The organism is Pseudomonas sp. LAIL14HWK12:I10 (assembly GCF_900184205.1).
GTDB classification, from domain to species: domain Bacteria; phylum Pseudomonadota; class Gammaproteobacteria; order Pseudomonadales; family Pseudomonadaceae; genus Aquipseudomonas; species Aquipseudomonas kermanshahensis.
Genome location: NZ_FXWU01000007.1, coordinates 1 through 12,712 on the forward strand (window position 1 = coordinate 1; position 12,712 = coordinate 12,712).

The window sequence follows — 12,712 nt, forward strand, 5'->3', positions numbered from 1 at the left end:
TTCTCGCATGGTCACTTGTGATGCTGATAATCTTTGTGACTATCAGTCCATACTCACAAGCACCCACACGAATTGCTTGATTCAATTTGTTAAAGAGCGTTTGGTTAAGAGCCTTTCGTCTCAACCGAGGTGCGCATTCTACGCTTTCCTCAGAGCCTGTCAAGCGTTTATTTTGAAGTTTTTTGCGAGAAACTCGTTTAGCTTCAAACACTTGGCTCGCTGCGATCTCTCGTAGCGGGAGGCGAATCATACAGCATTTAGAAGCGCTGTCAACCACCATTTCAACCGCTGACGATCCTTCGATCGAAGCCCTTACAACACTACCTGAATCGATTAACTCGTTGATACTCAAGGAGTTTCTCGTTCCAATCACGCTGGAAGTGGGGCGCATTATAAGGGGATTCGAAACCCCGTCAACCTTTAATTTCACGAAACCCTAATATCGCTAAAAACAAAGCGGGGAGGCCTGTCGGCCTCCCCGCTTCTATGTAGCTACACCTACTAACGATCACTCAGCCTTTAGAGTGACCCGGGCAAACGCCTTCTTACCGGCCTGGCAAACGTGAGTGGCGCCCAGTGCAAAAACGAAGTCACGATCGACCACCGCACCATCTACCTTAACGGCACCGCCATTCAGCAGATCTCGCGCCATCGCCGAGTTCTTCACCAGCCCCGCCCGGTTCAGCACGGCAGCGATCGGCAGGTCTTCAGCCGCAGCGACTTCGATTTCTGGCAAGTCTTCTGGCAACTCGCCTTCTTTCATTCGGTTGCCCGCCGCACGGTGAGCATTGGCAGCAGCCTCTTCACCATGGAAGCGCGCCACGATCTCTTCCGCCAGCTTGATCTTGATGTCGCGCGGGTTCGCGCCACTGGCAACATCAGCACGGAACTGCTCGATCTCTTCCATCGAGCGGAAGCTAAGCAGCTCGAAGTAACGCCACATCAGCGTGTCCGGGATCGACACCAGCTTGCTGTACATCACCCCTGGCGCTTCCTGGATACCCACATAGTTGCCCAGCGACTTGGACATCTTCTTCACGCCGTCCAACCCTTCGAGCAGCGGCATGGTCACGATGTTCTGCGCTTCCTGGCCATAGGCACGCTGCAGCTCACGCCCCATCAGCAGGTTGAACTTCTGGTCGGTACCGCCCAGTTCCACGTCAGCTTTCAGTGCCACCGAGTCATAGCCCTGCACCAGCGGGTAGAGGAACTCATGGATGGCGATCGGCTGATTGGTGGTGTAACGCTTGTCAAAGTCATCCCGCTCAAGCATGCGCGCAACGGTGTACTGCGATGCCAGGCGAATGAAGTCAGCTGGCGTCAGCGTGTCCATCCAGGTGGAGTTGAACGCAACCTCGGTCTTGGCCGGGTCGAGAATCTTGAACACCTGCTGTTTATAGGTCTCGGCGTTATCCAGTACCTGCTCGCGGGTCAGCGGCGGGCGCGTGGCGCTCTTGCCGCTCGGATCACCGATCATCCCGGTGAAATCACCAATCAGGAAGATGACCTGATGCCCCAGCTCCTGGAACTGGCGCAGCTTGTTGATCAGCACCGTGTGCCCAAGGTGCAGGTCAGGCGCAGTAGGGTCGAAGCCTGCCTTGATGCGCAGAGGTTGGCCGCGCTTGAGCTTCTCCACCAGTTCCGACTCGACCAATACTTCTTCCGCACCGCGCTTGATAAGCGCCAGCTGCTCTTCAACCGACTTCATAGACAGACCCGCAAGGCTCAGATTCAAGGGGAGCCAACCATACAAGATCGGCCATCAAATACAAGTTTCGCAACGGAATGTGACCTGACCGCAGACTTGCGGCGTCTACGCGCCCTTGCGTGAAAATGGATTTGGTTATATTTTATACAGTTATTTCATCTTCATCATGTCATTCATCTTTTCCATATTCACTTTTCTTCAAAAAGTCACCTTACCTATGACCAACGAACCGCCTAAAGCGCCCCCGCTTTATCCGAAAAGCCATCTGTTGGCCGCCAGCGGCATCGCCGCCCTGCTCAGCCTGGCACTGCTGGTATTTCCCTCCAGCGAAGTCGAAGCCAAGAAAACCACCCTCAACCTCGAACTGGAAAGCCCGGTCGAGCGACTGAAAGAAGAATCCAAGGCCGCGCCGCTGGTGCAGGCTGACGCTGAGCAAAGCTCGCCGTTCGCCCAGATCGAAGAGGCCGATTCGGCCACCGAGAAAGCTGAACAGGAAAAGCCTGCAGCAGCACCGGTAGCCGAGGCCGCCAAGCAGCCCGGCCACCGCGAAGTCACCGTAGCGCGTGGCGACACTCTCTCCACCCTGTTCGCCAAGGTCGGCTTGCCAGCCAGCGCGGTTCATGAGGTGCTGGCCAGCAACAAGCAGGCGAAGCAGTTCAGCCAGCTCAAGCACGGCCAGGTGCTGCAGTTCGAGCTCGACAAGGACGGCCAGCTGACCAACCTGCACAGCAAGGTCAGCAACCTTGAAACCATTCGCCTGACCAAAAACGCCAAGGGCTACACCTTCAACCGCGAAATCAGCAAGCCCGTGGTCCGCACGGCCTATGCCCATGGCGTGATCAAGAGCTCGTTGTCGGCCTCCGCCCAACGCGCCGGCCTTTCCCACAGCATGACCATGGACATGGCTCGCGTCCTTGGCTACGACATCGACTTCGCCCAGGACATCCGCCCGGGCGACGAATTCGACGTGGTGTACGAGCAGAAAGTCATGGATGGCAAGGTGGTGGGCACTGGCAACATCCTCTCTGCGCGCTTCACCAACCGCGGCAAAACCTACACTGCGGTGCGTTACACCAACAAACAAGGCAATACCAGCTACTACACCGCCGATGGCAACAGCCTGCGCAAAGCGTTCATCCGTACCCCGGTGGACTTCGCCCGCATCAGCTCACGCTTCTCCGCTGGCCGCAAACACCCGATTCTGAACAAGATCCGCGCCCACAAAGGCGTCGACTATGCCGCCCCCCGCGGCACACCGATCAAGGCAGCGGGTGATGGTCGTATCGAACTGGCCGGGCGCCGTGGCGGCTACGGCAACACCGTGATCATCCAGCACGGCAACCGCTACAAGACCCTTTACGGCCACATGCAAGGCTTTGCCAAAGGCATCAAGACCGGCGGCTCGGTCAAGCAGGGCCAGATCATCGGCTACATCGGCACCACCGGCCTCTCCACAGGCCCACACCTGCATTACGAGTTCCAGGTCAACGGCGTTCACGTTGACCCGCTGAGCCAGAAAGTGCCGATGTCCGACCCGATCGCCAAGGCCGAACGCCAACGCTTCCTGCAGCAGAGCCAGCCACTGATCGCCCGCATGGATCAGGAAAAGGCCACCATGCTCGCAGCGAACAAGCGCTAAGCCATGGCGCTTTATCTGGGGGTCATGTCCGGTACCAGCTTAGATGGCCTGGACATCGCCCTGATCGAACAGCGCGAGCAGCCTCAACTGCTCGCCACTCACTACATCCCCATGCCTACCGACCTTCGCCAGGACTTGCTGAGCCTTTGCGCCAGCGGCCCTGACGAGATTGCCCGCGCTGCTCTGGCCGAGAACCGCTGGGCCAGCCTGGCAGCCGAAGGCATCGGCCACCTGCTCGCGAGCCAGGGCTTGCAAGCCAACGCTGTCCGCGCCATCGGCAGCCATGGCCAGACAATCCGCCATGAACCCGCCCGCGGCTTCACGGTGCAAATCGGCAACCCGGCACTGCTTGCCGAGCTTACCCAGATCAGCGTGATCGGCGATTTCCGACGCCGCGATGTAGCCGCTGGCGGGCAAGGGGCTCCGCTGGTCCCGGCCTTTCACGAAACGCTGTTCGGCCACCTGGGCAAACGGCTCGCCGTGCTTAATGTCGGCGGCTTCAGCAACCTCAGCCTGATTGCCAACGACACGCCGGTGCATGGTTTCGACTGTGGGCCGGGCAACGTGCTGCTGGACGCCTGGATCGAGCACTCGCGCGGCCTGCATTACGATGCTGACGGCGCCTGGGCGGCGAGTGGCGTGGTGATCGAGGACTTGCTTGCGGCGCTGTTGCGCGACCCGTTCTTTGCAGGCGCCGGCCCCAAGAGCACAGGCCGCGAAGTGTTCAACCTGGCGTGGCTGCACAGCCATCTGAGCCAGCTGCCGCCCTATCGTGCCGAGGATGTGCAGGCGACCCTGCTGGAGCTGACCGCGCGCAGCATCATCGAATCACTGTGCACTGCGCAGCAAGGCACTGAGGCACTGCTGGTGTGCGGTGGCGGGGCCCGCAACGGCACACTGATGCGCCGGCTTGCCCAACTGTTGCCAGGTGCCCAGGTGGACAGCACCGCAGCGCATGGCGTCGACCCGGACTGGGTAGAGGCCATGGCCTTTGCCTGGCTTGCCCATTGCTGCCTGGAAGGCATTCCAGCCAACCGCCCCAGCGTGACAGCAGCCCGTGGGCTGCGCGTGCTTGGCGCCATCTACCCCGCTTAACACCCCGCCAGAATGCAAAACGCCGCGCAAATGCGCGGCGTTTTCGTACAGCCCGTGATCAGATCGAGAACGAAGAACCACAGCCGCAGGTGGTGGCGGCGTTCGGGTTCTTGATGATGAAGCGCGAGCCTTCCAGGCCTTCCTGATAGTCCACTTCGGCACCTGCCAGGTACTGGAAGCTCATCGGGTCGACCACCAACGACACGCCTTCACGCTCGACGATGGTGTCATCTTCGGCCACATCTTCATCGAAGGTGAAACCATACTGGAAGCCCGAGCAGCCACCGCCGGTCACGAACACACGCAACTTCAGACGCTCATTGCCTTCCTCGTTGACCAGGGTCTTCACCTTTTGGGCTGCCCCTTGGGTGAATTCCAGACCGGTAGGGGTGAAGGTTTCGACGCTCATGCTGATTCTCCCGGCGCAGTTGCCGCCATAAAACTCGATGACGCGCATTATCCGCTTCTCCGAGAAAAATGGTCAAGAATTGTGCGGCTTTAGTCGCGCCCACAAAAAGGCCCGCACACGGCGGGCCTCTGTGCCAGCTTACCCTGTTAGGGGAGCAGGCCCGCGTGGGACAGGCCCATACGCTCATCCAGGCCGAACAGGATATTGAGGTTCTGCACCGCCTGGCCCGACGCGCCCTTGACCAGGTTGTCGATCACCGACAGCACCACCACCAGATCACCGCCCTGCGGACGATGGACAGCGATACGGCAGACGTTCGCACCGCGCACGCTGCGGGTTTCCGGGTGGCTGCCAGCTGGCATCACATCGACGAACGGTTCATCCGCATAACGCTTCTCGAACAGCGCCTGCAGATCGACCGACGTATCTGCCACGGTGGCGTACAGGGTGGCGTGGATACCCCGGATCATGGGCGTAAGGTGCGGCACGAAGGTCAGGCCAATATCCTTGCCCGCCGCCAGGCGCAAGCCTTGGCTGATTTCTGGCAGGTGGCGATGGCCCTTGACCGCATAGGCCTTCATGCTCTCGCCAGCCTCACAGAACAGCGAGCCCACTGCAGCGCCACGCCCAGCACCACTGACACCCGACTTGCAGTCGGCAATCAGGCGCGACGGGTCGGCCAGGCCGGCCTCCAGCAGTGGCAAGAAGCCCAGCTGGGTGGCCGTCGGGTAGCAGCCCGGGACCGCAATCAGGCGTGCCTGGCGGATTTTTTCGCGGTTGACTTCAGGCAGGCCATAGACGGCGTCCTTGAGCAGCTCAGGCGCGCCATGAGGCTGGCCGTACCACTTGCCCCACTCGGTAGCATCCTGCAGACGGAAGTCGGCAGACAGGTCGATCACTTTGGTGCCGGCCGCCAGCAGTTCGCCTGCCAGGGCGTGGGCGACACCATGGGGCGTTGCGAAAAACACCACGTCGCACGCCGCCAGGGCCTTGCTGTCCGGCACGCTGAACGCCAGGCCATCATAGTGGCCGCGCAGGTTCGGGTACATGTCAGCTACCGCCACGCCCGCCTCGGAGCGCGAAGTGATGACCGCCACTTCGGCCTGTGGATGCTGCGCCAGCAGACGCAACAGTTCGACGCCGGTGTAACCCGTGCCGCCGACGATACCGACCTTGATCATAACGCTTGCCCCTTATCAACGAGCCCACTGGAAAGCGCACGATAATAGGGGCGCAAGCCGCCTGTAACAACTCTTCGGGTGACCCTTCGGGCGCTTGACCACTACTATCTGACGACCGTGAAAACCTGAAGGAACTCCCTCAATGCTTTACCTATGGATCAAAGCGCTGCATATCGTCAGCGTGGTCTGCTGGTTCGCCGGCCTGTTCTACCTGCCCCGGCTGTTCGTCTACCACGCCCAGAGCCAGGACAGCATCAGCCAGGACCGCTTCGTGACCATGGAGCGCAAGCTGTACCGCGGCATCATGAACCCGGCCATGATCGCCACCTATGTGTTCGGCGCCTGGATGCTCTACCTGACCCCGGGCTGGCTGAGCCAAGGCTGGCTGCACGCCAAGCTCACCCTGGTCATCCTGCTGACCGGCTACCATCACATGTGCGGCGCGCAGCGCAAACGCTTCGCCAGCGGCGCCAATACCCGCAGCCACGTCTACTACCGCTGGTTCAACGAAGTCCCGGTGCTGTTCCTGCTGGGTATCGTAATTCTCGTGGTGGTCAAACCGTTCTGACGGTAACCCCCTACAGGAGCCTTGCCATGTCATTGCCCGCCTCGCTCGAACAACGCCTGCGCCTGCCCGTGGTGGCAGCACCGATGTTCCTGATTTCCAACCCGAGCCTGGTTCTGGCCTGCTGCGCCAGTGGCGTGGTGGGCAGCTTCCCGGCGCTGAACCAGCGCGACAGTGCCGGGTTCAAGGCTTGGCTAGAAGAGATCGAGGCAGGCCTGGCACAGTTGCAAGCACCGGCCCCCTATGCGGTGAACCTGATCGTGCACCCGACCAACCCGCGCTTGCAGGCCGACCTGGCCCTGTGTGTAGCGCACAAGGTGCCGATCATCATCACCAGCCTGGGCGCAGTGAAGGAAGTGGTCGATGCCGTGCACAGCTACGGCGGCCTGGTGTTCCACGATGTCACCACCCGCCGCCATGCCGAGAAAGCCGCCGAGGCCGGCGTCGATGGCTTGATCGCCGTCGCGGCGGGCGCCGGCGGCCATGCCGGTACCTGGAGCCCATTCGCCCTGGTGGCCGAAATCCGGCAGTTCTTCGACAAGACCCTGCTGTTGGCGGGCTGCATCAACCATGGCCATGAAATTCTCGCGGCACAACTGCTCGGTGCGGACCTGGCATACATGGGCACCCGCTTCATTGCCACCGCGCAAAGCCAGGCGCAGGATGCCTACAAGCAGATGCTGCTCGATGCCCATGCCGTCGATATCGTCCACACCCCGGCGGTCTCCGGTGTGCCGGCGAGTTTCCTGCGCCCGAGCCTGGAGCAGGCGGGCTATGACATGAACGCACTCAAGAGTGGCCACGAACTGGGCAAGCTCAAGCCGATCGACGACGAAGCCAAGGCCTGGAAAACCGTATGGTCGGCAGGCCAGGGGGTGGGCGATATCCATGACCTGCCGGACGCCCGCGTGCTGATCGAACGCCTGCAAAGCGAGTACCGGGAAGCCCTGGATCGCTGCCAGGGTATTCGCGCTCAGGCCTTGTAGCAAAAGGCAACACCTTGCCCAGCCAAGCTGTACACTAGGCGCCCTCTTCAGCCCCCAGGAGCCTTTGCATGACCCGTTACGCCATGATCACTGGTGCTTCCAGCGGCCTGGGCCTGGCCCTGGCGGAAGCGCTGGCACGGCGCGGGCGCAATCTGATCCTGGTGGCACGTCAGCGCGAAACGGTGGAGCCGGTGGCCATCGAGCTGACCCAACGCTTCGGTGTCGAGGTGTTGTTCCGCGCCTGTGACCTCAGCCAGCCGCTTCGCCTTTCGGGCTTTGTGCTAGAGCTGGAAGAAAGTGAGCGGCGTATCGACCTGCTGGTCAACTGCGCGGGGCTGCGCACCTACGGGCCGTTCCTGGCCCACGAGTGGGCCGACGAGCAGGACCTGCTGGAGGTCAATATCCTGGCCATGAGCCGCCTCTGCCATGCCATCGGCAACCTGATGGCTGTACAGGGTGGCGGGCAGATCCTCAATGTCGCAGGCCTGGCCGGCGTCGCACCGGGCCCCTGGATGGCGGCCTACGCGGCCAGCAAAGCTTATGTGTTGAGTTTCTCCCAAGCATTGCGCGAGGAGCTCAAACGCACCGGCATCAAGGTCTCGGTACTCTGCCCTGGCCCGGTACGCTCTTCGCGCCGGCGCATTCCGCGGCTCGAGGGCAGCACGCGCTGCCTCAGCCCCGAGGAAGTGGCGCTGTACACCGTGCGTGCCCTGGACAAAAACCGCACGCTGATCACCCCCGGCCGACGCAATCGCTGGCTGGCGTTCGCGCCACGCCTGCTACCGCGCTGGTTGGTGCGCAAGCTCGCCGGGGTAATCCATCGCCGCTACTGCCCGGTCGGAATGGAATAGCCACTGGGCGAGCGGCGCCCGGCTGAGTACACTCGGCCCGGACCCTCACCATGGAGCAAGTGCTGTGGACGATTTATTCACCAGGATCATCAACCGGGAAATCCCGGCGAAGATCATTTACGAGGACGACCAGGTTCTGGCGTTCCACGATATCGCCCCCCAGGCGCCCGTGCATTTTCTGGTCATCCCGAAAAAGCACATCCGCACCCTCAACGATTTGACCGAAGAGGATAAAGGCCTGGCCGGCCACATCCTGTTCACTGCTCAGCGCCTGGCCAAGGAACTGGGTTGCGATGACGGCTTCCGCGTGGTCATGAACTGCAACGAGCAAGGTGGGCAGACCGTCTACCACATCCATATGCACGTGCTTGGCCAACGCCAGATGCACTGGCCACCGGGCTGATCCAGGGCAAGCGACCCTTGCGCTATTGCGGTAAACTGTCGGGCACACTCTTGCGGAGGTGCCCGATGGCTACCGAACGTCACTACTCGCCGCTCGACCGCTTGTTGCTGCAGGCCGATACCGCCATGCGCACCTTGCTGCCCTTCAGCGGCCAACCGTCCCGCCCATCCCCGGCCATCGTCCAGCCGGATGCCGACCTGGACGACGCCCAGAGCCGCCACATTGCCGGCCTCATGCGCATCAACCATACCGGCGAGGTCTGCGCCCAGGCGCTGTACCAAGGCCAGGCCCTGACCGCCAAGCTGCCCCAGGTACGCAAAGCCATGGAGCACGCCGCCGAGGAAGAAATCGACCACCTGGCCTGGTGTGAACAGCGCATTCGTCAGCTGAACGGCCACCCGAGCGTGCTCAACCCGTTGTTCTACGGCATGTCGTTCGGTATTGGCGCCCTCGCCGGCCTGGTCAGCGACAAGGTCAGTCTGGGCTTCGTCGCAGCCACCGAGCATCAGGTGTGCAAACACTTGGACGAACACCTGGAGCAAATCCCGCACGAGGACGAAAAGTCCCGCGCGATCCTTGAGCAGATGCGCATCGATGAAGAGCAGCACGCCGAATCTGCCCTCGAAGCGGGCGGCTATCGCTTCCCTGCCCCTGTGCGTTTCGGCATGAGCCTGCTGGCCAAGGTCATGACCAAAAGCACTTACCGCATCTGAAGGCACCCCCATGACGGAACGATTCAGCGCCAAGGACCTGGCGCGTGCCGTGCAAGCCGGCATCCTCCAGCCGGGCCAAGACCAGGCCCTGCTGCAGTTTCTGCGCCAGCAACCGGCAACACGTGGCAGCTTTCAGCTGGCGCACGTCGCCTTCTATTTCGGCGCCTTGCTCATCATGGGCGCCATGGGCTGGCTGCTGACCGAAGCCTGGATGTCGATCGGCGACTGGGCACTGCTGGCCATTGCCACCTTGTACATCGTCCTGCTAACCCTCTTTGCCCTTAATTTGCAACGGCGCGCTCAGCCGATTGCCGCCGGTGTACTGGCGGCGGTCGCGGTCAGCATCGTGCCGCTGGTGGTGTTCGCCATCGAGCGCCTGGTGGGATGGTGGCCGATGGATGACAGGCAAACCGCCTATCACCAGTACTACACCTATGTGCAGGGTGGCTGGCTGATGATGGAAGCGGCAACTGTGATTGCCGGGTTGCTCATGCTAAGGCTGATCCCCTTCCCGTTCATCATGATGCCGATTGCCGTGGCGCTGTGGTTCATGTCGATGGACCTCAGCGAATGGTTCTATGGCTCGCCGTTCAGCTGGGAACAACGACGCGAAGTGTCGCTGTGGTTCGGCTTTGGCATGCTGCTGGTGTTTCTGGTGGTGGACGGCCGCACGCGCGAGGACTACGCACACTGGGGGTATCTGGCTGGGCTTGCGGCATTCTGGGGCGGGTTGACCCTGGTGGACAGCGGTAGCGAACTGGGCAAGGCCCTCTACTGCCTGATCAATATCGGCCTGATGGGCATCGCCGTGCTGTTACGCAGGCCGGTCTTCATGGTGTTCGGGGCATTGGGCGTGGCGGCTTACCTGGGGTACCTGTCTTACGAGGTATTCGCCGAATCGCTGCTGTTCCCAGTGGTGGTGACGGTGATTGGGCTGGGGGTTATCTGGCTGGGTCTGGTTTACCAGAAGCGGCGGGAGCGGTTGAGCCAGGTATTCAGAAACGGTTTACCGCAATGGTTGCGAATGGCCCTTCCGGCATTACGTGACTGAAGATAGCAGGGGCCGCTTCGCGGCCCCAACAATCCAGCACTTAACCCAGCTCTACAATCTCGTAACCGTGGGTAATCTCGACACCTGCACGCTCCAGCATGATCGAAGCCGAGCAGTACTTCTCAGCCGACAGCTCCACGGCGCGTTTGACCTGGGCCTCTTTCAAGCCACGGCCCTTGACCACGAAGTTCATGTGGATCTTGGTGAACACCTTCGGGTCTTCACTGGCGCGCTCAGCCTCCAGAAACGCCTCGCAGCTTTCCACGGCCTGGCGCGACTTCTTCAAGATGCTCACCACGTCGAAACTGCTGCAGCCACCCAGGCCCAGCAGCAGCATTTCCATCGGGCGCACGCCCAGGTTTCGGCCACCGGCCTCGGGTGGGCCGTCCATCACGACGACATGCCCGCTCCCCGACTCGCCGAGGAACATCGCGTCACCGGCCCACTGGATACGTGCCTTCATCTACCCGGACTCCTAATTTTCGGAAAAGGGTGTCAGCTTAGACCTTGTGTGGCTGTCGGAAAAGCTCGAGACGTGTCGGTTTAGTACCGAAACATTCTGTAGTGTCTGATAAGCTGGCGCCAAATGACTGGCGCGTTCTGCCAGACACTCTTTATAAGAAACCTATGCGTCGTATCGAACAGGATTTCGTGATGGTTGCCTCCGCCCTACCCGCCAAGATCAAGAACATCGACAAACTGCTGGTGCACTGCCAACGCCGCCGCTACACCGCTAAAAGCAACATCATCTGCGCCGGCGACAAGGCCGAAACACTGTCGTTCATCATCAAGGGTTCGGTGACCATCCTGATTGAGGACGACGATGGTCACGAAATGATCATTGCCTACCTCAACAATGGCGATTTCTTTGGCGAGCTGGGCCTTTTCGAGCCCGTAGAAGGCGAGCAGCAGCGCAGCGCCTGGGTCCGCGCCAAGACTGAATGCGAAGTAGCAGAGATCAGTTACGACAAGTTTCGCGAACTCTCCCGCCAGGACCCCGACATCCTCTACGCCCTGGGCGGCCAGATGGCCCAGCGCCTGCGTAACACCACGCGCAAGGTTGGCGACCTGGCCTTCTTCGATGTCACCGGGCGTGTTGCCCGCTGCCTGCTCGAATTGTGCAAGCAACCCGATGCGATGACCCACCCGGACGGTATGCAGATCAAGATCACTCGGCAGGAGATTGGGCGTATCGTCGGTTGTTCGCGGGAGATGGTCGGCCGCGTCCTCAAAGACCTCGAGGAACGCAGCCTGGTGCAGGTCAAGGGCAAGACCATGGTGGTCTACGGTACCCGTTAGTCCTTGGGCAAATCGGCCAGCACCTTGGCATAAGCCTGTGACAGGCGCTCGAACCAGGGCGCTTGGGGCGCCACTTCGTGCAAGGCAATATGCGCATCGGCCCGGCAGCGCTGCTCCAGTTCGCAGCATTCGTTGAAGCGGTTGACTGCCGCGACCATCGATTCACGCTCGTTATCCAGCAGCAACGCGCCATGCACCAACACCACCGGGCGTTTGCCACCCAGCCCCTGGCGCCAGCGTTGGGCCGTGCCGACCAGTTTGCGGCCATTGAGGTTGACGTTATAGCGGCCGTCGCAGAACGCCCCGTCGATCTCGCCCACCGAAGCCACCCCGCCCCACTCGCGTAACACCTCACACAGCGGCAGGCACAGGCGCTCGTAGGCATTTTCGATGCGCCCATGGTCACCTTCAACGCGCGGCGCCACATAGACCAGCGCCACATTGACCGTGGCATGCGACTGCGGCACCGGTTCACCGCCGGTCTCGCGCAACAGCACCGGCCAGCCAGCGATCGCCAGCTCGGCACAGGCAGCTTCGAAGTTGTCCAGGCGGCTCATGCGCCGCGGCATGACCAGGGCATGGTCGGTCGGGCGCCAAAACAGCACACCGCTGTCGCGTTCGCCGCGGCAGACGGCGGCCAGCAGGTCCTGTTCGGCATGCAGGCCTTGTTCAACGGTCAGGGCCAGGGGTTGATCGGTCATTGATCCACCTTTGATGTTGTTATCGATCCCCGCAGGTTCAACACAGCCATAAGGGCGCCGAAGTACCTGTGGGTGCAGGTTTACCCGCGAAAGGGCCATTACAGGCATACA

The 12,712-nt window shown here is 61.3% G+C and carries 15 protein-coding genes; 9 read left to right on the forward strand and 6 right to left on the reverse strand.

All coding sequences use genetic code 11. The annotated features are described in order from the left end of the window. Both QOS90_RS16540 and tyrS read right to left on the reverse strand, forming a co-directional pair. A partial coding sequence (locus QOS90_RS16540) for a hypothetical protein (RefSeq protein WP_283600554.1) occupies positions 1-352 on the reverse strand: 352 nt, incomplete at its 3' end. Positions 353-508: 156 nt separating this feature from the next. Further along, complete coding sequence (tyrS, locus tag QOS90_RS16545) at positions 509-1,708, reverse strand: tyrosine--tRNA ligase (RefSeq protein WP_085274082.1); 1,200 nt, start codon at positions 1,706-1,708, stop codon at positions 509-511. 217 nt (positions 1,709-1,925) lie between these two features. On the opposite strand from tyrS, the gene QOS90_RS16550 reads away from it, so the two are divergent. Both QOS90_RS16550 and QOS90_RS16555 read left to right on the forward strand, forming a co-directional pair. Beyond that, positions 1,926-3,347, forward strand: a complete 1,422-nt coding sequence (locus tag QOS90_RS16550) for a peptidoglycan DD-metalloendopeptidase family protein (RefSeq protein WP_027594418.1) — start codon at positions 1,926-1,928, stop codon at positions 3,345-3,347. 3 nt (positions 3,348-3,350) lie between these two features. Further along, positions 3,351-4,442, forward strand: a complete 1,092-nt coding sequence (locus tag QOS90_RS16555; protein WP_027594417.1) for an anhydro-N-acetylmuramic acid kinase — start codon at positions 3,351-3,353, stop codon at positions 4,440-4,442. A gap of 58 nt (positions 4,443-4,500) precedes the next feature. On the opposite strand, the gene erpA is transcribed toward QOS90_RS16555, so the two are convergent. Continuing rightward, positions 4,501-4,851, reverse strand: a complete 351-nt coding sequence (erpA, locus tag QOS90_RS16560; RefSeq protein ID WP_027594416.1) for an iron-sulfur cluster insertion protein ErpA — start codon at positions 4,849-4,851, stop codon at positions 4,501-4,503. A 146-nt stretch (positions 4,852-4,997) separates the two neighbouring features. Next, entirely contained in the window at positions 4,998-6,032 is a 1,035-nt protein-coding gene (argC, locus tag QOS90_RS16565; protein ID WP_008089527.1) for an N-acetyl-gamma-glutamyl-phosphate reductase, read from the reverse strand. Positions 6,033-6,174: 142 nt separating this feature from the next. Here argC and hemJ point away from each other — a divergent pair, with 142 nt between their 5' ends. From hemJ to QOS90_RS16595, 6 genes are all read left to right on the forward strand, one after another. After that, a complete protein-coding gene (gene hemJ, locus QOS90_RS16570; protein WP_027594415.1) occupies positions 6,175-6,600 on the forward strand; it encodes a protoporphyrinogen oxidase HemJ in 426 nt (141 codons plus the stop codon). 26 nt (positions 6,601-6,626) lie between these two features. Further along, a complete protein-coding gene (locus QOS90_RS16575; protein WP_027594414.1) occupies positions 6,627-7,583 on the forward strand; it encodes an NAD(P)H-dependent flavin oxidoreductase in 957 nt (318 codons plus the stop codon). Positions 7,584-7,651: 68 nt separating this feature from the next. Next, positions 7,652-8,434, forward strand: a complete 783-nt coding sequence (locus QOS90_RS16580) for an SDR family NAD(P)-dependent oxidoreductase (RefSeq protein ID WP_085274081.1) — start codon at positions 7,652-7,654, stop codon at positions 8,432-8,434. A 64-nt stretch (positions 8,435-8,498) separates the two neighbouring features. Next, positions 8,499-8,837, forward strand: a complete 339-nt coding sequence (locus QOS90_RS16585; RefSeq protein WP_027594412.1) for a histidine triad nucleotide-binding protein — start codon at positions 8,499-8,501, stop codon at positions 8,835-8,837. A gap of 65 nt (positions 8,838-8,902) precedes the next feature. After that, positions 8,903-9,550 carry a 2-polyprenyl-3-methyl-6-methoxy-1,4-benzoquinone monooxygenase gene (gene coq7 / locus QOS90_RS16590; protein WP_085274080.1) on the forward strand — a complete coding sequence of 216 codons (648 nt, stop codon included), beginning with the start codon at positions 8,903-8,905 and terminating at the stop codon, positions 9,548-9,550. Between the two features lie 10 nt (positions 9,551-9,560). Continuing rightward, positions 9,561-10,601 (forward strand): DUF2157 domain-containing protein, encoded by a 1,041-nt coding sequence (locus QOS90_RS16595; protein ID WP_085274079.1) that lies wholly within the window; start codon positions 9,561-9,563, stop codon positions 10,599-10,601. Between the two features lie 40 nt (positions 10,602-10,641). Here the strand turns inward: QOS90_RS16595 and QOS90_RS16600 are convergent, their stop codons facing one another. After that, positions 10,642-11,064, reverse strand: a complete 423-nt coding sequence (locus QOS90_RS16600) for an OsmC family protein (RefSeq protein WP_027594409.1) — start codon at positions 11,062-11,064, stop codon at positions 10,642-10,644. 191 nt (positions 11,065-11,255) lie between these two features. Between QOS90_RS16600 and crp the strand changes: the two genes are divergently transcribed. After that, a complete protein-coding gene (gene crp, locus QOS90_RS16605) occupies positions 11,256-11,900 on the forward strand; it encodes a cAMP-activated global transcriptional regulator CRP (protein ID WP_027594408.1) in 645 nt (214 codons plus the stop codon). Here the strand turns inward: crp and QOS90_RS16610 are convergent. Further along, entirely contained in the window at positions 11,897-12,601 is a 705-nt protein-coding gene (locus QOS90_RS16610; RefSeq protein ID WP_027594407.1) for a lipoate--protein ligase family protein, read from the reverse strand. The two genes, crp and QOS90_RS16610, sit on opposite strands and share 4 nt — an antisense overlap. Positions 12,602-12,712 lie beyond the last annotated feature (111 nt).